The 23,579-nt window shown below is 44.5% G+C and carries 21 protein-coding genes and 1 tRNA gene; 13 read left to right on the top strand and 9 right to left on the bottom strand.

Translation table 11 applies throughout. From position 1 onward, the window contains the following. Nucleotides 1-736: 736 nt before the first annotated feature. A tRNA-Thr gene (locus FFM64_RS04365) sits at nucleotides 737-809 on the top strand. Between the two features lie 85 nt (nucleotides 810-894). On the opposite strand, the gene FFM64_RS04360 is transcribed toward FFM64_RS04365, so the two are convergent. Together FFM64_RS04360 and FFM64_RS04355 are read right to left on the bottom strand one after the other, a co-directional pair. After that, the gene (locus FFM64_RS04360; protein WP_223876885.1) at nucleotides 895-1,344 is read right to left on the bottom strand and encodes a MarR family winged helix-turn-helix transcriptional regulator; all 450 of its coding nucleotides are present in this window, start codon (nucleotides 1,342-1,344) and stop codon (nucleotides 895-897) included. 180 nt (nucleotides 1,345-1,524) lie between these two features. Further along, nucleotides 1,525-2,958, bottom strand: coding sequence for an amino acid permease (locus tag FFM64_RS04355; RefSeq protein WP_137606773.1), 1,434 nt, complete (start codon nucleotides 2,956-2,958; stop codon nucleotides 1,525-1,527). A 211-nt stretch (nucleotides 2,959-3,169) separates the two neighbouring features. Between FFM64_RS04355 and FFM64_RS04350 the strand changes: the two genes are divergently transcribed. Both FFM64_RS04350 and FFM64_RS04345 read left to right on the top strand, forming a co-directional pair. After that, nucleotides 3,170-3,940, top strand: coding sequence for a type I 3-dehydroquinate dehydratase (locus tag FFM64_RS04350; protein ID WP_223876884.1), 771 nt, complete (start codon nucleotides 3,170-3,172; stop codon nucleotides 3,938-3,940). Then, nucleotides 3,937-4,158 carry a hypothetical protein gene (locus tag FFM64_RS04345; protein WP_137606772.1) on the top strand — a complete coding sequence of 74 codons (222 nt, stop codon included), beginning with the start codon at nucleotides 3,937-3,939 and terminating at the stop codon, nucleotides 4,156-4,158. Before FFM64_RS04350 ends, FFM64_RS04345 begins: the two co-directional genes overlap by 4 nt. A 39-nt stretch (nucleotides 4,159-4,197) precedes the next feature. Here the strand turns inward: FFM64_RS04345 and FFM64_RS04340 are convergent, their stop codons facing one another. After that, nucleotides 4,198-4,647, bottom strand: coding sequence for a flavodoxin (locus tag FFM64_RS04340; protein ID WP_137606771.1), 450 nt, complete (start codon nucleotides 4,645-4,647; stop codon nucleotides 4,198-4,200). A gap of 237 nt (nucleotides 4,648-4,884) precedes the next feature. Between FFM64_RS04340 and FFM64_RS04335 the strand changes: the two genes are divergently transcribed. Next, the gene (locus FFM64_RS04335) at nucleotides 4,885-6,639 is read left to right on the top strand and encodes a hypothetical protein (RefSeq protein ID WP_137606770.1); all 1,755 of its coding nucleotides are present in this window, start codon (nucleotides 4,885-4,887) and stop codon (nucleotides 6,637-6,639) included. 69 nt (nucleotides 6,640-6,708) lie between these two features. Next, entirely contained in the window at nucleotides 6,709-7,659 is a 951-nt protein-coding gene (locus FFM64_RS04330) for a phosphoglycerate dehydrogenase (RefSeq protein WP_137606769.1), read from the top strand. Nucleotides 7,660-8,091: 432 nt separating this feature from the next. Here the strand turns inward: FFM64_RS04330 and FFM64_RS04325 are convergent, their stop codons facing one another. Next, nucleotides 8,092-9,021 carry a DMT family transporter gene (locus tag FFM64_RS04325; protein WP_137606768.1) on the bottom strand — a complete coding sequence of 310 codons (930 nt, stop codon included), beginning with the start codon at nucleotides 9,019-9,021 and terminating at the stop codon, nucleotides 8,092-8,094. Nucleotides 9,022-9,096: 75 nt separating this feature from the next. Then, entirely contained in the window at nucleotides 9,097-10,080 is a 984-nt protein-coding gene (locus FFM64_RS04320; RefSeq protein WP_137606767.1) for a ketopantoate reductase family protein, read from the bottom strand. A gap of 576 nt (nucleotides 10,081-10,656) precedes the next feature. Between FFM64_RS04320 and FFM64_RS04315 the strand changes: the two genes are divergently transcribed. Both FFM64_RS04315 and FFM64_RS04310 read left to right on the top strand, forming a co-directional pair. Then, entirely contained in the window at nucleotides 10,657-11,466 is an 810-nt protein-coding gene (locus tag FFM64_RS04315) for an HAD family hydrolase (protein ID WP_137606766.1), read from the top strand. Nucleotides 11,467-12,270: 804 nt separating this feature from the next. Beyond that, nucleotides 12,271-12,759, top strand: a complete 489-nt coding sequence (locus FFM64_RS04310; RefSeq protein ID WP_137606765.1) for a hypothetical protein — start codon at nucleotides 12,271-12,273, stop codon at nucleotides 12,757-12,759. Here the strand turns inward: FFM64_RS04310 and FFM64_RS04305 are convergent. After that, the gene (locus FFM64_RS04305) at nucleotides 12,743-13,417 is read right to left on the bottom strand and encodes a histidine phosphatase family protein (protein WP_137606764.1); all 675 of its coding nucleotides are present in this window, start codon (nucleotides 13,415-13,417) and stop codon (nucleotides 12,743-12,745) included. The two genes, FFM64_RS04310 and FFM64_RS04305, sit on opposite strands and share 17 nt — an antisense overlap. Nucleotides 13,418-13,727: 310 nt before the next feature. Here FFM64_RS04305 and FFM64_RS04300 point away from each other — a divergent pair, with 310 nt between their 5' ends. Beyond that, complete coding sequence (locus FFM64_RS04300) at nucleotides 13,728-14,360, top strand: WxL domain-containing protein (RefSeq protein WP_137606763.1); 633 nt, start codon at nucleotides 13,728-13,730, stop codon at nucleotides 14,358-14,360. Between the two features lie 35 nt (nucleotides 14,361-14,395). Beyond that, entirely contained in the window at nucleotides 14,396-15,763 is a 1,368-nt protein-coding gene (locus FFM64_RS04295; protein WP_137606762.1) for a hypothetical protein, read from the top strand. 40 nt (nucleotides 15,764-15,803) lie between these two features. Here the strand turns inward: FFM64_RS04295 and FFM64_RS04290 are convergent, their stop codons facing one another. Both FFM64_RS04290 and FFM64_RS04285 read right to left on the bottom strand, forming a co-directional pair. Beyond that, complete coding sequence (locus tag FFM64_RS04290; protein ID WP_137606761.1) at nucleotides 15,804-16,538, bottom strand: glycosyltransferase family 2 protein; 735 nt, start codon at nucleotides 16,536-16,538, stop codon at nucleotides 15,804-15,806. Between the two features lie 91 nt (nucleotides 16,539-16,629). Next, nucleotides 16,630-17,337, bottom strand: a complete 708-nt coding sequence (locus tag FFM64_RS04285; RefSeq protein WP_137606793.1) for a GntR family transcriptional regulator — start codon at nucleotides 17,335-17,337, stop codon at nucleotides 16,630-16,632. A gap of 196 nt (nucleotides 17,338-17,533) precedes the next feature. Here FFM64_RS04285 and FFM64_RS04280 point away from each other — a divergent pair, with 196 nt between their 5' ends. The 4 genes from FFM64_RS04280 (at nucleotide 17,534) to FFM64_RS04265 (ending at nucleotide 21,923) form a co-directional block, all read left to right on the top strand. Further along, the gene (locus FFM64_RS04280; protein WP_137606760.1) at nucleotides 17,534-17,845 is read left to right on the top strand and encodes a PTS sugar transporter subunit IIB; all 312 of its coding nucleotides are present in this window, start codon (nucleotides 17,534-17,536) and stop codon (nucleotides 17,843-17,845) included. Nucleotides 17,846-17,953: 108 nt separating this feature from the next. Beyond that, nucleotides 17,954-18,304, top strand: coding sequence for a PTS lactose/cellobiose transporter subunit IIA (locus FFM64_RS04275; protein ID WP_137606759.1), 351 nt, complete (start codon nucleotides 17,954-17,956; stop codon nucleotides 18,302-18,304). A 718-nt stretch (nucleotides 18,305-19,022) separates the two neighbouring features. Then, a complete protein-coding gene (locus FFM64_RS04270; protein WP_137606758.1) occupies nucleotides 19,023-20,462 on the top strand; it encodes a 6-phospho-beta-glucosidase in 1,440 nt (479 codons plus the stop codon). 15 nt (nucleotides 20,463-20,477) lie between these two features. Continuing rightward, nucleotides 20,478-21,923, top strand: a complete 1,446-nt coding sequence (locus FFM64_RS04265; RefSeq protein WP_137606757.1) for a 6-phospho-beta-glucosidase — start codon at nucleotides 20,478-20,480, stop codon at nucleotides 21,921-21,923. 516 nt (nucleotides 21,924-22,439) lie between these two features. Here the strand turns inward: FFM64_RS04265 and FFM64_RS04260 are convergent. Continuing rightward, entirely contained in the window at nucleotides 22,440-22,988 is a 549-nt protein-coding gene (locus FFM64_RS04260; RefSeq protein ID WP_171000271.1) for a hypothetical protein, read from the bottom strand. Between the last annotated feature and the right edge of the window lie 591 nt (nucleotides 22,989-23,579).

Genomic DNA, 23,579 nt, shown 5'->3' with positions numbered 1-23,579 from the left:
CGAACACAGAAGTTAAGCTTCTTAGCGCCGAGAGTAGTTGGGGGATCGCTCCCTGCGAGGGTAGGACGTTGCCATGCAAACGAAGGAATCGATTAATTCGGTTCCTTTTTTCGTGCAGTCAGAATTTGAATTGCAAGTAGTTTTTGATTGTGAAAGTGACATTGAACCGCTAGGACTAGTCATAACTAAGGCCAGCACCGGCATGCTCGATGGAATAAGCGACGAAAATGGGTTCGCGATTGCAATACAGGGTTGTTAGAACATGTTTCGATATATTATTGACAACTAAAGCTTGAAAGACACAAAAACATCATAAATGTCGCAACAACAGTAACCATTACCTCTAGAGTAGACTTGCCTAAATTCAGCGTTCCGTCAGTCAGCATCGCTGTGCTGTGGGAGACGGCGCCAGCCAAAGGACAGTCTGACGCCTCAATCCAAAGCCGATAAAGCACTTCTTTGGATTGCCCCGCAGGATTAGTCAACCAAGTACACCGACTCATCTTGCCGACACCACACACCGATTCTAACTGACTCCGCTAAGCATAAATAACTGATTTATCTCCTCATGGCGCAGAGCTGTTGTGATAATGTCAGACCTGGTACTCGTAGATGTGTGGCTTAACATTAACAACTAGCAACGATGATAGCCTAATCATTTTTCAGTAATTGCCCCGACTTAACTGAATCAGATTGAAATCGCCACGTGTTTTGTTATACTATTGAAAGAGAAAATGCCGTTTTAGCTCAGCAGGTAGAGCACTTCCATGGTAAGGAAGAGGTCGGCAGTTCAAATCTGCTAAACGGCTTAATTGGATGACAAAATTCAAGTCACACAAATAAGGACTTCTCACGACAGGCTGATGTCATGGGAAGTCCTTATTTGCAACCACGTTAGTTTTCTGGGGATTGGATCACTTGTGTGGTGAAATCACTGAAGAAGTCTAGCATACCTTCTACACGCTGGCTGCCAAGTTGTTTAACCCAACTGTCAAAGACGTTTTGGATCGCATCAATCAACTGTTGATCAATGTCCTGGCCTTTAGCCGTTAGAAGTAGGCTCTTCTGCCGGCGATCGGCAGGATTGGCAACTTGGTAGACGTACTCGTATTTCAGCAGAATGCTGATTTGGCGAGAAATGGCGCTGCGCGAAACATGGTGACTAGCAGCAATATCCATCAACAGTAAAGGTTGACGGCTACTGCCAATTTCGTGCATGATCAGAAAGGCATCAAACGTTAAGTGGAACTGCTTAATTGGTTCTGAGATGTAGCTATCCATATAACGTAAGACGGTAGAATAGTATTTGAGAAAATCATTCAACATTTTGGGCGTGTTGTTCATCTTGATCCTCCTATGCGTTATCAATCATTGAAAAAATCAATTGTATCAAATTAATTATAACATCAGTCAATTAATATCTACATAATTATCATAAAACTAAATGAGTTTAAATGATAGCGCTTTATGACATAAACTAAAAAACGGCTAACATCTTTTGCGATGCAAGTCGTTTTAAGGCCATTAAGCAGCTGTCCGATGACGGCGGGCAATTAATGGTAAGATCATCCCTAAGCCCACAAAGATAATTGGTGTTGCGATATTTAAGCCCAATTGGAACCACCAGCCAGTAGGGTTAGCAGCCATATCAGTCTTAGGAACCATTCCGAGAATACATGCGAAGGCGGTGAATAGGAAACACCAGCCACCGACTAATTTACCCACAAGTGGATTCTTGAGGAACATGTAATCACTCTTGAATTCCTTCAAGTGCTTATTCAACAAGATGTAAGCTAAGAAGACCCAGAGATAACGCATTGGCATTACGACAGAGTTAAGGTTTAACAACCAGTTGAATAATTCGTTCATATTACCAATCCCAAGGGCAGGGATGATAATTAAGATGCTGACCAAGATACCAGTCATGATATAACCGTTAATTGGCACATCTTTTTTGTTCATTTTACTTAAACCTTTAGGCACAAATTCAGGATCGGCATCACCTAACAAAATCTTCAATGGGGCATCAATTGAAAAGGCGAGGGCTGAAATTTGCGCAAGAACGTTAGCAATGGCATAAAAAATCAAGAAGAGATTACCAACATGGTAAAAAGCGCCCAATCGTTGGAAGGCGTAGTAGGCACCGTTGGCCATCAAGTCCTTAGGGATGTCATTGGAGTTGAACAAGATTCCCATGGCAAATGAACCCAACAACGCACAGACGGCAACCATGCCGGCTAAGATTAACATCCCAAGTGGGAATTCACGACCAGGATTCTTCGTCTTGTTAACGTACGGTGAAATCTTTTCAGAGCCACCAACCGCGAAGACTAACATCGAGACGGTCGTGAAGTAAGCAAAGTCAAATTTTGGTAAATAAGACTTGATCGAAAGCATGTCCGGTGTTTGAACCGTTGCTTTGGTCATAAATGGTGCAGACACAGCCAAGATAATGAATAAGATCGACATGATGAACATCCCGGTCCCAGCAACACTCCCGATTCGTTTCAGAGTCGTTAAACCTAATGAAGCAATCCATAGGAAGAATAAAAATAGCACTAAACAAATGGATTGCACAACTAGGGCTGGCGTATTGTTGATGAAATTACCGTTACCCTTGAATAACCAACTGAGGGCAATCAGGATCCCTTGGGGCTTTTGTGCCAAATAAGGTACATGGACGATCCAGTAAGTCCAGGCAGCGTAATAAGCTAAGCGCTTAGTACTTGTTGCCCGAATCCAAGAGGAAACCCCACCTTCAGCTTCCTTGAAGGTCGAACCAAGTTGTCCCACAATTAACGTGTAAGGGACAAAGTAGATGATCATGATCAAGATCCAAGAAGTGACCACTGACAAGCCTTGCAACGCGAAATTGTTAACAACGTTACCTAAGCCCCAGACGGCCACGAATGCAATTAGTGCGATATTGGACCAACGTAGCTGTTTTTCAGTTTTCATAAGTTTGCTCCTTTTTTAGTATGAATATGCCTTATTATAAATCGGATTTGGAAGCGTTGACAAATACAATTTTTGAATGTGAGAAAGCGGTAACAAATTCATTTAATAAATGAGGTTTAACTGTTAGAACAGCGAAAATTTGCTATTATAGAGGTGGATGCTTGATTAAGACGAATTAAAGTGGCTAATAAAAGTTGTGGGGAAAGCAGGGATGGGTTTGAAAAGTGTCACAATTGGAACAGAAGAATTAGCAACGGGAATGCCTAAGATTGGGGTGGTGCTCATGGGAACGACGCGAGAAACCTTGTTAGGACAAGCTGCCCAGGTGTTGTCGTCCTCCGCGCAGATTGTTGAATGGCGGCTCACGGCTGATGATTGTCTGGATAATCGGGCTGAGTTGATCAATACTGCGATGCAGCTGCGGCAAGTACTAGGAACGATCCCAGTCATTGCGACACTTAAAACCGCCGTTCATGAAAGCTCAGCAACTATCAGAGCAGCAGATCAACTTTATTTGACTTTGGTAAACAATCGGCTGGCCGATGCGATTGAGTTGGATTTGGCCAGTGTGACTCAGCCACAGTTTATGTCACTGACAAAGCAGATGCGGCAACAACAGATTCGCTTGATTTTAAGTCAGACCTACGCCACTGCTTGCACCGCTAGCCAGATTGTTGCAGATTATCAGGCAATGGCGGCGGCTGGCGCGGATATTGCCCGAGTTCGGATGCAGCCTGAAAACGCCAATGCCTTACTAACGCTAATGGCGGCAACCGCAACGGCGGGGGCAGAATTGTCATTGCCGTTGATTTTAACGGCTACAGGTAGTCTAGGTCGTTATGGCGCGGCCTGTGGTCAATTATTTGGGTCTACAATCGTCTTTGGGCGCGTTGGTCGAGTCGGAGGTGTTGGTCAACTGCCGGTCAATCAATTGAAACAGACACTACAAACTTTGGCGACAGTTGAAGGGGCTTCAAAATGAAATGGCAATCGATTTGGCGACATACTGGCTATATTGTACAAACGTTGATGATTTATTTTTTACTGATTCAAGGACCTTATGATGTTTGGATTGCGAAGATTGGTTATCAGTTATGGACCTATGTGACGACAATTATTGGCATCACGGTATTATTTTTTATCGTTGAGCTGGTTTATAACGCTCTGCGCCAATATTTATTGAAACGACGTCAAAAATAAAAGAACAGGATTGGAATTTACCATCCAACCCTGTTCTTTTTATTTGGCTTGAGCAGCTACGAGTTGTTCGACAAAGGCATCAAGATGGGTGATGTCATCGCCTTCAGGAGCCAGATTGACGAAGACGTCTTCAGCACCTTTAGTGGCACCTGTTTTTTGGAGTGCCGCGCTGAAATCCGTCACGGCGCGACAGTAGTCATCTTCGTAGAACGTATCACCGGAACCGGCACAGCCGTATATTTTACCGGTTAAGTCTAATTCTTGGAGATCATCGAAGAAGTCCAAGCCTTCCTCGGGTAGGGCGCCTTCATCATATGTATAGGGGACGACGACACAGATGTCGACTGATTCAAATTCGGTGGCGTCGGCCTGTGAAATTTCTTCCTGGGTGACGTCGAGACCTAAGGCTTCAAACTTTTCAGTAATAATATCGGCGACATCTTCATTGTTGCCGGTAATTGTTGCAAAAATAACTTTAGCAGTTGCCATATCAATCCCTCACTTTCAAAAAATGGTTAAACCGATTATAACAGAATTTTAATCTGAAATTAAGTCGTGCAATCGTTTCTCAAAAATGCATGTTGCGAGCGGTTTCTCGGACGTGCATTCCATGCTATAATTTAACTATTAACGGTCGTTTTAATACGATTAATGAGAAAATTAAGCCAATCAGTGTCGGCACCTTAATTTGAGAATGAAAATTGAAATTAACTAGAGGGTATTAAAATGACGAAAAAAAATAAAAAAACGTCACTTGGAAAACGGTTATGGCATGCCATTACTGAACCGATTCCAGATGACAACGATGAAACAGAAAATGATGAAAGAATTCCATTGGCATATGACTTGAAAACATCGGCTGCGCCAACCGAAGTGGACAGTGCTGCCAGTGAAGCTGCCGCGACGCAACCGGCTGGCGAAGGCGACATTCAAGCGCCAGAGGAAGCGACGTCAGCGGCATCGCAGGCCGCTTCCGCCCAATCAACCCACAGTCAGCCGACAACCCGTGCAGAAGCAAAAGCTGCGCGCCAGGCTGCAGCTGTAGCCAAGTCGGCCCAATCGACTGCTGCGACTAGTCAGAAGGCTGAGAAGCGTCCTGAGTCAGCGACAAGTGCAGTCGCTAGTGAAACGGCAACTAAGCCTAAGCTAACGAAACGTCAAAAAACGTCTCAAGCGGCTAAGCCACAGTCAGCTGCAATGAGTCAGACATCAGCCACAGCACGTCCAACCAGTGTCGCTCAGGCAGCTTCGGTAACCAGCAAGGCGGACCAGCCGGTTATTTCAGTCAGCGCAACAGAGCGTGATCTTGAAGACGAAACGCCAGAATTGCCACTTTCACGAGAAGAACTTTATGGTGATCAACAGCCGAATGGTGGCAGTGCTGCACCACAGCGTGCACACGAGACGGACAACGTTGATGCGCTCTCACGAGTTGCTCGGCATGGTGAAGTCCAAGATAACTTGGAGTCAGATGAAAACCGGGACAATCCACATTTGAAGAAAAAAACTAAAGGACCAGTCCGGCCACATCAAAAGCAAAAGCCACAACGGCGTAACGGGAAGTTAACAGCCATCGGGGTAGGGTTACTCGTAATTGCCGCCTTAGGGGCGATGTTCATGTTTAAACATGCTAAGACGACGGAAGCCAACGCAAAAGCCGCAGCCGAGTCAGCAGTAACTGCTATCTACACCTCATCTGCGCAACGTGATATTTGGGCAAATGTGTCGGATTCTGAGTTAGCACAATTGCAAACGGCCGTTGATGGCATGAAACAATCAGATGAAAAATTACAGTTACAAGAATCACATGATTATGCTGCGAAAATGTTAAAGGTACGTAGTCGTTATCAAGCCTTATACAATTCAGACAAGCTGATCAAAGCGAGTGTCACTGTTGCGGATGTGACCAGTGCCCAAGCTTCACTGACGAATTCAAGTTTGCGGACGTCGAAGGTTTACTTTACGAACCGTTATACCCAGAAGTTCACGGAAATTAGCAAAACTGTCAAATCAGTTCGCAAGTATGACGCGGAATATCAGGCCTTCTATACTAAAAAGCATACGCTTAAGAGCACCGTGTCAACGTTGGAATTAGACGCGGTGATTAAGAAGTTGAAGCCTTATCGTCAAAAATCGGCGTTAGCAAGGACTGACTATGAGAAGCTGACTGCTGAGCGTAAGGTTTTGGCAAAGCAGGAGCAATCAGCGGCCACGAGTGCAGCTAATGTTGTCAGCAGCTCATCCAGTGTACAAGCATCCTCAAGTAGCGTTGAAAGTTCGTCAAGTTCAGCGGCTTATTCTAGCGCTACCAGCAGTGCAACGACGGGGACTGAGACCGATACGAGTTCGGCGGCCAGTTCTTCGACGTACGGCGGTGGAACGAGTGAAAGTAGTTCAAGCACTTATGGTGCTGGCAATACAACGACCGGTAACGGGACTGGTACTGGCGGGACCACGGCTTCCACGACAACTACGAATTAATTGGTGATTAAAGACGCGACGATTAGTAATGTCGCGTCTTTTTATTAAATTTGATTGGAGTGACAGTTAATGTCAATCGTTCTTATGAGTCAGGCAACCAAGCCTGAACAATTACAACAATTAGTAACGCAATATCCAACTTGGTCTTTCAAAACACCAGCAGAATTGACACCGGCTGAAATGGATCAAGTTGTTGTGATGTATGGTAATCATCCATTGTTAAAGCAATTGTTGGCGAGCTCAACATCGCAATTGAAATTTTTACAAGTTATTTCCGCAGGGGTGGACTATTTGCCACTAGCCGATTTGAAAAAGGCTGGTGTTTTAGTCGCCAATACGAGCGGGATTCATGCGGATGCCATCAGTGAGTCTGTTCTAGCAGCAATGTTGACCGTTGTTCGTGGTTATCATAGTGCCTGGATCAATCAGACGGGGGCACGGCAATGGTCGTTACCGCAATTAACGGAGACGTTGACTAACCAGCAATTATTGATTTACGGGACTGGTGAAATTGGTCAGGCCACGGCTGCCAAGGCACAGGCTTTTGGCATGCATGTGATTGGCGTAAATACCACTGGCCATCCGGCGGCTCATTTTGATCAGACAGTGGCGCTAAATGCGACCGCTGAGGTTTTAAAAACCGCGAACTTTATCGTTAATGCTTTGCCGCTGACCCCAACGACGCATCATCTATTTGATCACAAGTGTTTTGATCAGGTGACCCAACAACCAATGTTTATTAATGTTGGCCGGGGTCCAGCCGTCAACACCGCAGATTTGGTTGCCGCCTTGGATCAGCATCAATTAAGTTGGGCAGCGCTAGATGTTACGGAACCAGAACCATTGACGGCAACTGATCCGCTCTGGCAACGGCCAGATGTGCTCATCACGCCGCATGTTTCGGGTCAGATTGCGCATTTTCGGGCGACAGTCTTTCCAATTTTCAGTGAAAACTTTAGTCAATTTGTGAAGAATGGTCAGTTAGACCGTAACCAAGTTGATTTAAGTCGTGGCTATTAAGATTATTTCACAGTAATCAAAGGCTGGAAGGCCCAAAAATAGCACAAATGTTGCAGTTCCAGTAACCGGACGTCTAAAGTAGATTTGCCTAAATTCAGCGCTCCGTCAGTCAAAATCGGCGTGCTGTGAGGGACGGCACCAGCCAAAGTACGGTCTGATGCCTCAATTCAAAGCCGATAAACCCGTCTTTGAATTGTCCCGCGAGCTTAGTCGGCCAAGAATACCGACAAGCTTGCCGACACTGCACACCGATTTTGACTGACTACGCTATATGTAAATAACAGATTTATCCAACAACCGAAAGCGGCAGTATTCGACTAGTTTTCATGACCTGATTGTTGACACAGTGGTGCAGACCGGCATTTTTTCACGTTCATCCTTCAGACAGTAACCAAAAACGAGTTCGGGAAAAATCCCAAACTCGTTTTTTAATCACTGTGGTTCGTGAAAATCTTCAGCGGCACGTTCGTTATGACGTTGTCCTATGGCTAGAATGAAGACCGTGCTAATAATGAGCAAACTACCAAGGATGTCGAGCCATTCAAAACTCACACCGAGCAATACAACGGCAATCACGGTCGCCGATAACGGTTCAAATGCATCCAGTAAACTGACGACGGTTGGCCGGATGTATTTTAAACTTTCCAAGAAGAATAGGAAAGCTAATAAAGTGCCAAAGATGACGACGAAGCTGAGTTTACTAATATTGCCGAGCGTGAGTGGTATGTGGATACTCCAGAACGGCTGTACGATGTTGAATAGTAACCCACCGAGTAGCATTGACCAAGTATTCACGGTCATTGTACTGTATTTGGTCAGTAATTTAGTCGGCATTAAGGTGTTGGTCGCGGAAGTCACGCCAGATAAGAGTCCCCAGATCAGTGCCCACACGGAAATCACGAGAGTAGCCGGATTGCCGTGGGTGACTAGCAGAAATGACCCAATGACGGCTAAGACGATTGCGATGCCTTCCGAACGGGTCGGCCACTGTTGATGGGCAACGACGAGCCAAATGGCGATGAATACGGGCCCCATAAACTGTAAAATGGTGGCCGTCGCCGCGTTACTAGCTTCAACGGCTAAGAAATACGTAAATTGCACGGGCATCAAGCCTAATAAGGTATAACTAGCAATTTGCAATAAGTCGCCAGGGTGTCGCCAAATTGACCATAAATCAACCTTAGTCACTAGACTAATTAGTAGTAACCCAATGCCAGCGCCAAGCATACGAATGCCAGTTAGCCAAATTGAGTTAATGTCAGTCGTGTCAAAGAGTGTTTGTGCAATTGCGCCAGAAACGCCCCAAAAGGTGGCACTGACACTTGCGAGCAATATCCCTTTGACTTCACGCGTGGTTTCCATTATTAACCCGCCTCCCAAGTAAAATCATTTAAAGTCCATTGTACCTGATTTTACCTAGAAAATGGTGAGTCATCGTTAAGCTGTCGCCTCATCGGGTTCAGCGGTCGTGGCTACGGCTGCTTGACGGGTAGTTTCTGCCAAATGAACGAGATGCGTCAAGAAGGCATGCGTCTTAGCTTGATAATGATATTTTTGACCAAGACTAACGAGATACCCGTTGATATAGTCGACTTCGGTTGGGCGATTGTGGGACATATCTTGATACATGGACGGGTAGTGAAGCGGATTCGCAACCTTGCTGACGTAATTGACAGAGGCCAATTCTTCGGCCCGGGTATTCAACATGGTGACACCATCGCGTTCACACACATCATAGGCTTCGTTGATGAGCTGTTTACTAAGCTCATCAGCTCCTGGATAAGCGGCATACTCACCCATAGTAATTTCAAAGAGGGTACAGAGGGTATTTACCACTGAATTGAAAACAACTTTAGCGAGCAGGGTGCCGCGAAAGTTCGTCGTCAAATTAGGATGGAACTGACATTTTTCCAATTCTGTGACCACGCGATGCGTCATGTCGTCTGGTTTTTCGGTATAATTTGCCAGATTCATCGTGCCGGCACCTCGCGCACCGATAAAGTCCACATCGCCAGGGCCGTTCAAGACCGTCGCGACGAGGGCGGTTCCCGCTAAAACTTTTTCTGGTTTGAAGTATTGTAACAACTTTTCCACGTGACCCATACCGTTCATACAAGTCATCACGTATTGTTGATCATTGAAACAGTGGGCGCTGCGTTTGAGAAAATCAGCGAGCTGCATTTGTTTAGTGAAAACGACCCAGACGTCGGGATTCCCATGATAATCTTCGGGGTAATAGACTTTGACTGGGACCAAGTGGCGATCTTTATGGTCACGGGAAACGTAGACGCCACCTTGTTGATGCATTTTTTCCACGTTTGGTTCCCAGGTATCCACAAAATCGACTTCATTGCCTGCTGCTTGTAATAAAACACCGTAACGTAATCCCATGGCGCCTGCACCGAGTACTGTAAATTTCATATGTATGACCATCCTTTAAAATAGAATTATTAAATTTGATAAAAAAACGCTCGACAGACTTTTGTTAGTCTGCCGGGCGCTGAAGGCGTGATACCACCGGTTTTCGTCAACAATTCACATTGCTAACCTCAAAACGACCCCAAGGAGTTGCGAGTCGCGGCACGATAATGGGTGCAGCCATTGAAGGTTATAACGATTAGGGTTGGCCTTCACGCTCACAGTTGATGTTCAACTCAGATTGACTGGTCTGCTTACACCAAACCAGACTCGCTTAGCGGTCGTTCTGAGTTTACTAAACTGCTCGTCACTTTTTCTCATCAAATATTAATTGTGATTTAATCTACACGCAATTATCGCACTTGTCAACGTGCTACTTTGATTTCTTAAGAATCTTTCGTTTAAAGCCCGATTAACTTGTGTCTCAAGCACTATTAGCTTTGAATTCTTATGCAAGACTGTGATGACGGGAATTAGCGGATGATAATGACTTGTGTGGACCGAAATTGTAAGCGATTTCCATTATGACTTGGAATAGCGTACAATTAAGATTGTAAAAATGTAGGAGGGGTAAAACATATGCCAAAATATCTAGTCTTTATGGACATTGATGGCACCTTATTGACAGACCATCAATATGTTACTGAACACACGAAGGCCACCATTGAACGATTGCAGAAACAAGATGTGATGTTCTACATTGCAACGGGGCGGATGTATGAACTTGCTAAGATTGTCCGCAATAAGATTAATCCAGAAGTTCATTTAGTCACGTCGAATGGGGCCGTTTTTGATGGTGCTCAGGGGCGTGAAATTACAAAATTAGGTGGTGCTGCAGTTGAGTTGGCTTACTTGATTGCTCGGCGGGACAACTTACCAATGATGTTGTTCACACCCGAGATGGCTTATTACACGGAGCAGATTCCCCGTTTTGTCGCGCGAAATGCCGCTAACTTTGATGCGGATGAAACGTCAATTGGGTATGCCGAGGTCGAAAACTTTACCCAATTAGCTAAAATTGAAGATCAAATTACCAACGGGGTTATTTTAAGTCGTGAGGATATGTCCCGTTTGGATTCAGCACGTGAAAAGTTGACGAATAGTAAGTTATTGCGCCTGTCCTCATCTAATCCAAATAATATTGAAATGATACCGCTTAATACGGATAAGGGGACTGCGGTCAAACAGATTCAGCGGGAACAACATGTTGATGCTGAACATACCTTTGTCTTTGGTGACGGCTTAAATGATGTTGGCATGATGGGCGAAGCCAAGTATTCTGTTGCCATGGGTAATGCGTTGCCACAAGTTAAATCAGTTGCTAACTATGTCACAGAGACGAATTACAATGATGGTTTGGCTAAATTCTTAGACGACTATTTTGAATAGCATCCCTTATAAACGGGAAAGTAAAAAAACTTCACTTTCAGGTGAAGTTTTTTTCGTTAACTGCTGTATGACTTGTTGTGTTGATGAGAATGTTTTTTAGTTAAAAGTTTAAAGGGTGACAGACTCAAAAATATTACAAATGTCGCAGTACCGGCAGTCGTTATGTCTAAAGTAGACTTACCCAGATTAAGAGCTCCGTCAGTCAAAATCGTTGTGCTGTGGGGGACGGCGCCAGCCACAGTACGGTCTGGCGTCTCAATTCCAAGCCGATAAAACGCGTCTTTGAATTGCCCCGCAAGATTAGTCAGCCAAGAACGCCGACTAATTTTGCCGACACCGCACACCGCTTCCGACTGACTCCGCTAAGTGTCAGGGTTATAAAAAAGAATCACTGGTTTGCTGGAGGTTGTTGTTGATAGCATCGGACAAGGCTCAAGACGTTTCTGAGGATTGAACCGATCCCTCGTTCGTGTGTTATCAGTAATAATCGGAAGCGGCAGTAATCGACTAGTATTCACCGGCTGATCATTGACATAGTGGGGCAAACCTGCAATTTGAAACTTTTAACCTTTAGATTTTTAGTTAAAAGTTTAATGAGAATTAACCGAAATCAGAGGTTTTTTTGATGATTTAGTCATTAAAAAAGCGATTTTTACGACATATTTGCAGGGGTATCGAATTGAATTTATCCCCCAAAGCCGGATTCGTTTATTAAAATTTCGATATTAGGTGGACACGGTTAATTGACTTTTCTGTCAGATTTGGCACACTTATAGTGAAGCTTGTGTTTAGGAAGTGACTTTGTTGAAAATAGAAATTTTACCGACCAACACGGCCATCCCATTAGCGATTCTATCGCTGACGGGCCTTGATAACCGTGAACTTAATCCGGCCATTGAAAAGCAGTTGGCCTTACGTCAATTATCGCCCGCATCACCACAAAATGCGCTGGCTGATTTGTTAATTTTAATCGCCGACCGCCATCAGGCTAAGATGCAGGCGTGGGATATGGCAGTTTTTCCGACCCAACCAGTGCAGATTCAAGCCTTCCGTGACCAGCCGGTGACCTTGTTAGATCAAGATCAAACCATCTTGCCACCTAATTTGGATGCGAAAAGTAGTCGGGTGCTCATTGTGATTGGTGATGCTAACGCGGATGATGCGACTGTTCACGCGACTGGTCAGGAATTGCAGCGCAAGATTAAAGCCTTTTTCGGCTTGCAAGCGCGATTACAGTTTCGAACGGGTTCCGGCCAACGGCAACCACTAGACACGGTCAAGCCCGTTTTTTAGGCGTAATATTAATATCAATTAGCTTGAACTGACGGTCGTTGTAATCAACGCGGGTAACGCTGGTATTTTTTAGGAGTCTGGTAGGTAGGTCGTGTGGGCTTAATTGGTAAAGGAAGGCACTTAAAACCAGTCCGTGAGAAACAATGAGGACATTACGATCTTCACCAGATTGCTGTGACTCGAAGAGGCTGATGCGACGGAGGGTACGATTGATCCGATCGGTGACGCCGACTAAGGTTTCGGCTGCGCGGGTCTGGTCTAAAGAATTGAAGACCCAAAGTAGCGTGGCAAAGCGTTCTTTGCTCAACATTAATTTAACGAAGGTACCAGGGCCAAGTTGTTTACGGACTTGGTTGACGATCCAAGTATTCTTAGTACCTTCTAGCCCGCCAAAATTGAATTCACGTAAGCCGACGTCAATCGTCGGCTTTTTTAGTTCGGGATGTAAGGCAGTAATAATACGAGCAGTTTGTTGTGCACGACCGAGATCACTAATGTAAGCGGCGTCAAATTGAACGTCAGCAAGCATCCGGGCGAGCCGTTGTGCTGAACGGACCCCCTTGGTGGTCAATTTTGAATCGTAAATGCCCTGTAAACGGTTGGCGGCGTTGAGTTCCGTTTGACCGTGGCGGACAAGATAGAGATGGATTGTTGCCATAGGAAGGCCCCCTTCAGATAGTTTGTTATAGGTCAATTGTACGGCGGCCAAGTGATTACGACAAGTGTTTAATGAAGCGCTCACAATAAAAAGCGCCCTTTTCACTAGTGGGCGAATTAGTTGTGAGCAACAGTTATTGATTATGGAAATTGTTTCAATATTATTAATGAGACCACCAAAATAATTATAAGAAAAAATGAATAACAATGATAAGAAATGGGTTTGACTTGCACGATTCAATTTGGTACGATTCTTCCTGTAAGATTTGCGCAAATCAAAAAAATATCAAACAAACAGGGGATTTAAACTCATGCAAAAAGCAAGCAAACAATTATTAGCAATTAGTACCGTTTTAGGGTTGGGATTAGTTATTAGTACAATTCCGGCAAGTGCGACGATTTCGTCAAATCCGAAACCTGACAATACAGCAAAGACACAAGCAACGGTAACTTTAAAACAATCGGAACAAGAAGGCGCAATCAAGATCGAGCAAGCACCGAATTATGAATTCAATAATTTAGAGATTTCTGCGTTTACTAAGGAATATGGTGCAACTGGGGTCAAAAATAATTTAGTCGTAAGTAATCCAGGGTTTGAGAGTGGCTACCATGTGACTGCTAAGATCAGTGCATTCACCAAGGCCGATGCTGCACGCAAAGGTGAAGCTGAAGCAGCGAAACTGACCGGGGCAGACCTCTTCCTTACTAATGGGACGGTTAGTGCGGTTGAGGCAGGTAATCCATCCGCAATGCCATTGACAACCAATAATATCCATTTAACTGGTACTGATAATCTAATGCTGAATGCCACCGCCGGCACTGCCTTGGGTCGTCATCAATTAGCACATGACAAGTCAGCAGTTCGCCTACGTATTCCGGGGGGGAATAAAGTGGGGGCCTATAACGCTACCATTGTTTGGACACTAAATAATACCCCAGCCTAAGTTACAACCTTGAATTTAGAAAGGAGTTGATTGTCATGTCACGGTTGTGGACTTTAGTCGTATTACTAGTCGTATTGGTTGGTCAGTGTCTCGGGCCACTTCAGGTAACGGCGGCGATGGTGCTACCGACTGAGGAGACGGCTGAAAATACCCCGGCTGCTGAGTCGGCACCGGCATCTGACCAGACGCCAATCGTGGCTGACGATGCTGAGACAGGCTCGGCCGAAACCACACCAATACCGGCTAATGATCAGTTGGCAGCACCGCGAGGCTTAAACTTCACGGCCTCAGTCACCGCCCGCGATCGACATGGCAATCAACTTGCAGTGGGAGAAACTGTTGCGAGTGGTGCGCCAGTGACCTATGAGTTTATTGGTCATTATCAAGCTGGTGCGCCACTCAATGATGGTAAATTCAATTTTTTGCCGCCAGATTATATTCGCTTTGTATCGGCTAAGCTAACGATGGCAAATGGGCGTGAGCATAATTTAAAATTGTCAGATAATCACTATAATGTGGTCATTCCAGCACAACTTAATGCCAGCAATTCGTGGGTACGCATCACGGTTAGTGCAGTTGCTGATGAAGTGGATAAGACCGTTACGACTAAACGTGGCCGGGCGCTGTTTAAGTTTGGCGGCCGTAATCGTTCATTAGACATACCAGTTTTTATGATTTTTGGCTTAAAGCCTTTAGAAGTCGATTTGCATCAACACCATTTTCAAGTGAAAAAAGCAGATGACATTATCATTAAGGGACAATTCAAACGCGATGGTGGCTTAAAGAGTAGTCTGATTACTGTAGAAGTTAAGTTGGATGATAAGGTGATTAGTACTTTTAAAATCATAGGTGCGGAACAAGTTAACCGCGAATTCGAGCTTGCGATCCCAGCCGAAAAGCTGGGAGTCGGTCGACATGAGGTGTCCTTTCATGGGATCGATAATCACAAGCTGCAAATTGTGCCGGTTAAGTTGACCGTGCAAGTTGAGGGTGAACTCGCTTTTAACAAGGTTAGTCCTCAGGTCCACTTTGATGAAGTGACGCTGTCGGGCTCGTCACAACTCACCGGTCGTCAAGATAACTGGGAGTTACAGGTGACCGATACCCGGGCTGAAAACCGACCTTGGCGGGTGATGGCCGCTGTGACCAAGCTGGTTGATGATGAGAATCGCCCACTTGCTGGTGAGTTGATTTATCACGAAGCTGGTCATGAGGTAGCTTTGAATGCAACAGGGATGCCAGTTGCACAAGGACAAGCTCAAGCAACACAGCCCGTCCATGACATTGTGGCTGGTTGGCAGGCAGACAGTGGCATTCTGTTAAGAACGCGTGCAGATGCCCTGCCTGGCAACTATCATGGTACAATTACTTGGCAATTAGAAGACGTGCCAGCTAGCCAATAAAAAAATCGCAACGCCTAAGTTAAATTAGGGTTGCGATTTTTTATTGGTTATTTAAATCTTCACTCAAAGTCCGTTTACTTTCCTGTTTCAAGATTTTCATCATTTTGCGCCGGGCTGCGAAGAACGGAATCCCAATATGGGAAAGGTTGCTCCGAAAGCGCCACCGATAATGATACGTTTTGTCAGTCAACAACTCTGCCGATTGGACGTAATTGGCATAGCGAAAGGCAAAAAGTTGATCTTCAAGAAAGTTAATTTCCTCGTTGAAAGTTAAGTGATGTCTCGTAATAACCGAGCGAATGAAGCACTTGTTCCACGAAAAGCCACCGACCGTGCCAAAATTGATGTTGGTAATGAGATCCTTTTGATCATAAGTTTTGGCCGGACTGGGAACCGCTAAGTAGCCAAAATGGCCACAAATAACCAGCCGTGACTTTGGTGACGCTTGATAGGCGGCCAAAAAGGCGGCTAAGAAGTTGGGTTCGACCCAATCGTCACCATCGACAAAGCAGAGGTATTTTCCTTTGGCTGCGGCCATACCGGAGTTACGAGCAGCTGAAACGCCACGATTCTGGGCGTGGGTAATGACGTGGAAGCGGTCATCACCTTTGATCAACGCTGCAATCTGGTCACCGGTGTCATCGGTTGAGCAGTCATTAACCACGATAACTTCAAAATCAGTTATCGTTTGGCGTTGTAGACTGGTCAAGCAGGGATTAATAAATTTATGTTGATTGTACGCCGGTACAACCACTGAAAAAAGGGGTGCAGACACGCTAATTCCTCCATCGTAATTTGATATACTTTACCATTATAGCCGTAAAGTGTGATGAAATTATAGCGAATTGCCTTTTTTTGAGGATAATTTAATTATTTGCCAGATTAGTGGTGTGAAAATAGAGCGCCAAGTCGGGATAAACGAAGACCGTATGCGAAAAATCAAGTAGGCTATTATTTTTATAATAATTGCAGGAATCAAGTGCCATATAGGTATCGCCGTGGTCTAGTTGCAGTAGATTGGCTTCTTCTTCTGTCAGATTCGTGAGTGACAGATAATCATCACTGTTGGCAATTCCGATCCCATACGCCTCGTTGAGAAAGTCCCAAATAGAATTATTGACCGCTTCTGGTGACAAGTAGGGGACAACAGATCGTAAATAGTAGGCTTTTTCTAAACAGTAAAGCTGATTATGCCAATAACGTAGCCGGATGACCCGGTAAAGCTCGGTATTCTCATCAATTTGCATCTGTTTTGCTAAAACCGCGTCACTACGGATCGTATCAAAGGTAACAATTTTTGAAACCAGGTTGCGGGGGTGCAGCGCGCTACTTGGCATGGTCCGGGATGATAAATTAACGACGGTTTTATTGCGGAGTTGAATGTTGGCGATAAAGTAGCCACTACCTTGAACCCGTCGCAAAAGGCCTTGTTGATAGACCAAATCAATGGCCTTACGGATGGTATTCCGACTGACGTGATAGCGCGCCATTAATTGCGCTTCCGTGGGTAATTTTGTTTCAAATTCACCGTCCTGAATCGCATTAACAAGCTTGGTCGCAATATCACGGTACATAGAAATCACTTCTCTCATCTAAGTTAATTGTTGCTAATAATTTGTAGGTACAAATTCGATAAATTCCGTTTATTTAAGTATTAGGACTTGTCAAATTTGTACCCATGACTTATAATTCTAATTGTAATGAAAGCGGTTTAGTAAAGCAACCGCAGAATCACAATAAATTAAAAAACTATTTAGGAGCGTGTTTATTATGGCTGAAAAAACAATTATGTTGGTATGTGCTGCAGGGATGTCAACTTCACTTTTAGTTTCAAAAATGCAAAAGGCTGCTGAAGCAGACGGTATTGATGCAGAAATTTTTGCAACCGCTGCCAGTGACGCCGATGCTAAATTAGCTGAAAAGAATCCTGACATTTTAATGCTTGGACCACAAGTTCGTTATATGTTAAGTGATTTCCAAAAACGCGTTGATATTCCAGTTGAAGTTATTAATATGCAAGACTACGGCATGATGAACGGTGAAAAGGTTCTTAAAGAAGCCGAAGCATCAATGGCCAAATAATTAAATAATTAGATGATGGAGTGCTGCCAGACAGCGAATGAATTTTAAAAACGGTCGGCAGCATTTTGATTGTGTAGGCACACGAAATAAGCTAAAAGGATGAGGATAATGGCAGAAGAAAATCAAGTACCAGTAGAAAAAGAAGCAAGCTTAGAAACAATCATGGGATTAATTGTTAATGGTGGAAATGCGAAGAGTTCGGCTTTTGAAGCAATCAAGGCCGCTAAAGAAAACGACTTTGAAACTGCTGATGCTAAGTTGAAGGAAGCTGACAACTTCTTAACTGAAGCCCACAATTCTCAAACATCAATGTTAACTGCTGAAGCTAACGGTGATCATACGCATGTTTCATTATTATTGGTTCATTCACAAGACCACATGATGAATGCCATTACTTTCCGGGATTTAGCTGGTGAAATTGTTGATTTATACCGTCGCTTAGCTGCTGAAGATAAATAATCACGTCTTTGGGGGACCCAGACGAATACCTTGATGGTGTTGGTTGGGTCCTTCTTTCGTATTAAGGATTAGTATTGCGGTGTAGCAGTGTTATTCACGCCTGCCGGTTGCGTTCATTTAGGAGCTGGAACGTGGTGGACACGTTTGGAAGCCACAGTGCGGTCTTCCAAGCCGGTCTTTTACTAACCGGCCAGCAAGATTCGCTGCCTGCTAAGTAAAATTTCACCACTGAGCCCTAAATGAACGCAACCTCTCGGCTAGGTGACTGGTTGAAGGTAACGTGATTTGGTGAAATAACTAGTTTTTACGCTGAGTTATGAGTTAAACCAGTATCCTGATTTGCTTCAGACCAGGTTGAGCACTTAACAAGTAACTATATTAGTAAGTTGTTGGACTAGTTTCTAGTTTAGAAGCTGGCGACTGAATGAAGAGGTATTACTCGCCGCTTGTATTTTGACAGATTGTTCAGAACAGAATTGATGTCAATTTAGCCGAGAGGGTGGGCGTGCTTAGGGCTCAGTGGTGAGACTTTACTTAGCTGACAGTTAGTAAAAGGCCGGCTTTCGAGACCGGTTTATGGCTCGAAACCGTGCCCACCACGTTCCAGCCCTAAGCGCGCCTACCCGGCAGGCGGGAAGCAACCACTATCTCAAACTCAATTTATATAAGTAATTTTTCAAAAACAAAAACACAAAAGAGAAATTAGGAGGATGCAACTATGGCAACAGGATACAAGATGCCCAAAGATTTTCTTTGGGGTGGTGCGGTCGCAGCGCATCAATTAGAAGGTGGCTGGGAAGCCGGCGGCAAAGGGGTCAGCATCGCCGATGTCATGACCGCTGGCCGGAATGGTGTCCCTCGTAAGGTTACGGATGGTGTTAAAGATGGTGAAGTTTACCCGAACCATTGGGGAAATGATTTCTATCACCGTTACCCAGAAGACATTAAATTATTTGAAGAAATGGGCTTTAAGTGTTTTCGGACGTCAATTGCCTGGACACGAATTTTTCCAAATGGTGATGAAGCTGAACCAAATGAAGCTGGTTTGAAGTTCTATGATGACATGTTTGACGATTTATTAGCACATGGTATCCAACCAGTGATCACCTTATCTCATTTTGAAATTCCTTATCATTTAGTTAAAAAATATGGTGGTTTCTCAAATCGTAAGATGATTGATTTCTTTGTTCATTTTGCCAAAACAGTTTTCAAGCGTTACAAAAATAAGGTTAAGTACTGGATGACCTTTAACGAAATCAATAACCAAACTGCCTGGTCAGATCCACATCCATTGTTACAAAACTCTGGGTTGGAACTAGGCAAAGATGATAACTGGGAACAAGCCATGTATCAAGCGGCGCATTATGAATTAGTTGCTAGTGCTTTGGCCGTTCAAGCTGGTCATGAAATCAATCCTGATTTCCAAATTGGTTGCATGATTGCCATGTGCCCAATCTATCCATTGACCGCTAAGCCACAAGATATCATGATGGCTGAACGTGCCATGCAGAAACGTTATTGGTTCGGTGATGTTCATTGCCGTGGCGAATATCCGGCTTGGTTACCTAAGTACTTTGATCGTAAAGGTTTTGACATGGATATTACCGCGGCTGACTTGGCAACTTTGAAGGCCGGTACCGTTGATTACGTTGGTTTCAGTTATTACATGTCCTTTGTTACCAAAGACCAAGGTGATGATCCTGAATATGACTTTAAAGAACCCGACGATTTTGTGGAAAATCCATACGTTGAGAAATCTGACTGGGGCTGGCAAATTGACCCGACTGGGTTACGCTATGCCATGAATTGGATGGAAGATCGTTGGCATTTACCACAATTTATCGTAGAAAATGGTTTCGGTGCTTACGACAAGAAACAAGCTGATGGCAGTGTTCACGATGATTACCGGATTAGTTACTTCCGTGACCACATTAAGGCAATGGAAGAGGCCGTGGCATTAGATGGGGTCAACTTGATCGGTTATACCCCATGGGGCTGCATTGACTTGGTTTCTGCCAGCACGGGTGAAATGGCCAAACGATATGGTTTCATTTATGTTGATGCGGATGATAACGGTGAAGGCAGCTTTGATCGGTCGAAGAAGGATTCCTTCAACTGGTACAAAGATGTCATTGCAAGCGACGGCGAAAAGTTATAGAAGGGACGATTATTGATGACAACGACTAAAAGTGGGTTACGTTCAGACTTTCTATGGGGCGGCGCGGTAGCTGCCCATCAATTAGAAGGCGGTTGGCAAGCGGGTGGCAAAGGCGTCAGCATGGCGGATGTCATGACGGCCGGTGCTAACGGTGTGCCGCGTGAAATTACCGATGGTGTGATTGCGGGTAAAAATTATCCGAACCACGCTGGGATTGATTTCTACGGCCATTATGAGGAAGATATTAAGTTATTTGCCGAAATGGGCTTTAAATGTTTCCGGACTTCGATTGCCTGGACACGGATTTTCCCAAATGGTGATGAAGCTGAACCCAACGAAGCAGGGTTAAAGTTCTATGATGACATGTTTGATACTTGCCTGAAGTACGGCATTGAACCTGTGATTACGCTTGCTCATTTTGAAATGCCATATCACTTAGTTGAAAAATACGGTGGTTGGCGGAATCGGAAAGTCATCGATTTCTTCGTACATTACGCCGAAACAGTTTTCAAACGTTACAAGAACAAAGTTAAGTATTGGATGACCTTCAACGAAATTAACAACCAAACGACCTATACGAATCAATTCTTGATGGCAACGGACTCTGGTTTAGTTTTGAAGCCAGATGATCCTAACGCCGAAGCCTTGATGTATCAAGCTGCGCATTATGAAGTTGTTGCGAGTGCTTTGGCTGTTAAAATTGGTCATAAGATCAATCCTGATTTTAAGATTGGGAACATGATCAACATGACACCAATTTATCCATTGACGGCCAAGCCAGCGGATATTATGCAAGCTGAAAAGGCCATGCAACGGCGTTATTGGTTTGCAGATGTCCAGTCATGGGGTTACTATCCACGGAATATGGAAGCCTACTTCAAACAAACTGGTTTCCGACCTGATATTACCGCGGAAGACCGCGAAGTTTTATCTGAAGGAACGGTTGACTACATCGGCTTCAGTTATTACAATTCCAACACAGTCGAAGCGCAAAAAGATAATCCAAGTTACCACTTTGTCGGCACCGAAGCCGTCGATAACCCATATTTGAAGACGAGCGAATGGGATTGGCCAATTGATCCCGAAGGCTTACGTTATTCCTTGAACTGGTTGCAAGACCGTTATAACAAGCCAATGATGATCGTTGAAAATGGGTTAGGCGCACGCGATAAAGTTGAAGCTGACGGGTCAATTCATGATCCTTATCGGATTGATTATTTGCGGGCTCATATCGATCAAATGATCAAAGCCGTCAATGAAGACGGTGTTGATTTGATTGGTTACACGCCTTGGGGTTGCATTGACTTAGTTTCTGCTGGGACTGGTCAGATGTCCAAACGTTATGGTTTTATTTATGTTGATAAAGACGATGACGGTAACGGGACCTTGAATCGCTCGAAGAAGGATTCATTCTACTGGTATCAAAAAGTCATCAAAACTAATGGTGCGGATATTAACTAATAATCTTACCAGCTTTATCATTGGCTTAAGTTAATAGGCTACTTATCGCATCGTTTTAATTAGACGTTCCAACTGGTATTTTGCCAGTTGGAACGTCTTTTTGATCAGCTAGCTTAAGATTTTTAAAGTCGATTATTGCCGCTTTCGGTTGTTACTGATAACATGCGCACGAGGGACCGGTTCAAGCCTTAGGAACGTCTTGCACCTCGCCCGGAAGCTTTGCTAAAACCGCAAATCTCCCGGACGGTCCGTGGTGTAAGGCCGGCAAAACACGCCGGTCAAACGCCACCTGCACGTCCGATGCTATCAGCAACAACCTCCAGCTAATCAGTGTTTATTAAGAGATAAATCAGTTATTTATTGTTTAGCGGAGTCAGGCCGTACTTTGGCTGGCACCGCCTCCCTAGGGCACACCAAGTTTGACTGACGGAGCGCTGACTATGGTGAGTCTGCTTTAGACGTAACGCTTACTGGTACTGTGACATTTGTGATGCCTTTGAGTCGTTCAATCTTTAGCTAGCCGTGGAATAAATGTTGGATATTTGGGTAGGTGGTATAAACGCCAAGTAAATAGCTTAGTATCGGGAGCTTAAGTAAGATAGTTGCGCCAAATTCGATACCGATTAGATTTTGATAGTGTTGCAACAGAACTTGATAGTCGGGTGGCAGGAAAGTGAGCGCCTGATAATGGCGCTTAGCGGTCACCCAGTCATTGAAATGAGAAACATCGCGGATGATGATGACGAGGGATAAAGTCCAAAAAATCAGTGGCCAAACGATTGGCTCAATGGGACTGTTAAGGAATAATCCTAGCAAGGATAGCACCTGAAATGAGATGTGGATCGTCTGACAGTAGCAGTTCAACAGCTTGGTTCGGTTTGAAAAGACGGTTTTAATCTCACCTATCCCTTGACGATGAATGTGCGCTAGCCGGTCAGTCAAGCTAGACTTGATTAAAAAAGCCGCACCAATAAGAATAGGCGCAAAGAAGAAAGCAGTCAGGAAGTAATTAACGGTCGGATCGTCTGAAAAAGGAATGAGATATTGCTCCGGGTAGGTCAGCATTGTTGCCTCCAATGGAGAAGTTTAGTTTTTCTGCTAAAGGTTGAAAGTTAAAAATTGCCGGTCTGCATGATTACGTCAACAATCAGGTAATGAAAACTAGTCGATTACTGCCGCTTCCGGTTGTTGCCGATAACATGCGTACGAGGGACCGGTTCAAGCCTTAAGAACATCTTGAGCCTGGTCCGGAAACTTTGCCAAAACCGCAAATTTCCCGGACCGTCCATGGTGTAAGGCCGGCACGTGCGATACTATCAGCAACAACCTCCAGCTAATCAGTGATTCTTTCTTGACTAAAGCCGTTATTTACGTTTAGCGGAGTCAGTCGAAATCGGTGTGCAGTGGCGGCAAGATTAGTCGGCGTTCTGAGCTGACTAATCTCGCGGGGCAATTCATAGACGTGTTTTATCGGCTTTGAATTGAGGTGCCAGACCGACCTTTGGCTGGTGCCGCTCCCCACAGCACACCGATTTTGACTGACGGAGCGTTGAATTTGAGCAAGTCTACTTTAGACGTAATGGTTACTGGTATTGTGACATTTGTGATGCTTTTGAGTCTTTCAACCTTTGGTTTTTCTGTTGATAGGTTTTATTG

This window comes from Lactiplantibacillus daoliensis, from assembly GCF_005405005.1.
Classification (GTDB): domain Bacteria; phylum Bacillota; class Bacilli; order Lactobacillales; family Lactobacillaceae; genus Lactiplantibacillus; species Lactiplantibacillus daoliensis.
This window is presented reverse-complemented; position numbering and strand designations above follow the sequence as displayed.

Excerpts from the sequence above, each read along its gene's own strand:
- FFM64_RS04320 (WP_137606767.1), bottom strand. The coding sequence starts at position 10,080 with ATGAAATTTACAGTACTCGGTGCAGGCGCCATGGGATTACGTTACGGT.
- FFM64_RS04350 (WP_223876884.1), top strand. The coding sequence starts at position 3,170 with ATGGGTTTGAAAAGTGTCACAATTGGAACAGAAGAATTAGCAACGGGA.
- FFM64_RS04355 (WP_137606773.1), bottom strand. The coding sequence starts at position 2,958 with ATGAAAACTGAAAAACAGCTACGTTGGTCCAATATCGCACTAATTGCA.
- FFM64_RS04335 (WP_137606770.1), top strand. The coding sequence starts at position 4,885 with ATGACGAAAAAAAATAAAAAAACGTCACTTGGAAAACGGTTATGGCAT.
- FFM64_RS04295 (WP_137606762.1), top strand. The coding sequence starts at position 14,396 with ATGTCACGGTTGTGGACTTTAGTCGTATTACTAGTCGTATTGGTTGGT.
- FFM64_RS04300 (WP_137606763.1), top strand. The coding sequence starts at position 13,728 with ATGCAAAAAGCAAGCAAACAATTATTAGCAATTAGTACCGTTTTAGGG.
- FFM64_RS04325 (WP_137606768.1), bottom strand. The coding sequence starts at position 9,021 with ATGGAAACCACGCGTGAAGTCAAAGGGATATTGCTCGCAAGTGTCAGT.
- FFM64_RS04260 (WP_171000271.1), bottom strand. The coding sequence starts at position 22,988 with ATGCTGACCTACCCGGAGCAATATCTCATTCCTTTTTCAGACGATCCG.
- FFM64_RS04315 (WP_137606766.1), top strand. The coding sequence starts at position 10,657 with ATGCCAAAATATCTAGTCTTTATGGACATTGATGGCACCTTATTGACA.
- FFM64_RS04340 (WP_137606771.1), bottom strand. The coding sequence starts at position 4,647 with ATGGCAACTGCTAAAGTTATTTTTGCAACAATTACCGGCAACAATGAA.
- FFM64_RS04275 (WP_137606759.1), top strand. The coding sequence starts at position 17,954 with ATGGCAGAAGAAAATCAAGTACCAGTAGAAAAAGAAGCAAGCTTAGAA.
- FFM64_RS04305 (WP_137606764.1), bottom strand. The coding sequence starts at position 13,417 with ATGGCAACAATCCATCTCTATCTTGTCCGCCACGGTCAAACGGAACTC.
- FFM64_RS04285 (WP_137606793.1), bottom strand. The coding sequence starts at position 17,337 with ATGTACCGTGATATTGCGACCAAGCTTGTTAATGCGATTCAGGACGGT.
- FFM64_RS04265 (WP_137606757.1), top strand. The coding sequence starts at position 20,478 with ATGACAACGACTAAAAGTGGGTTACGTTCAGACTTTCTATGGGGCGGC.
- FFM64_RS04280 (WP_137606760.1), top strand. The coding sequence starts at position 17,534 with ATGGCTGAAAAAACAATTATGTTGGTATGTGCTGCAGGGATGTCAACT.
- FFM64_RS04360 (WP_223876885.1), bottom strand. The coding sequence starts at position 1,344 with ATGAACAACACGCCCAAAATGTTGAATGATTTTCTCAAATACTATTCT.
- FFM64_RS04345 (WP_137606772.1), top strand. The coding sequence starts at position 3,937 with ATGAAATGGCAATCGATTTGGCGACATACTGGCTATATTGTACAAACG.
- FFM64_RS04270 (WP_137606758.1), top strand. The coding sequence starts at position 19,023 with ATGGCAACAGGATACAAGATGCCCAAAGATTTTCTTTGGGGTGGTGCG.
- FFM64_RS04330 (WP_137606769.1), top strand. The coding sequence starts at position 6,709 with ATGTCAATCGTTCTTATGAGTCAGGCAACCAAGCCTGAACAATTACAA.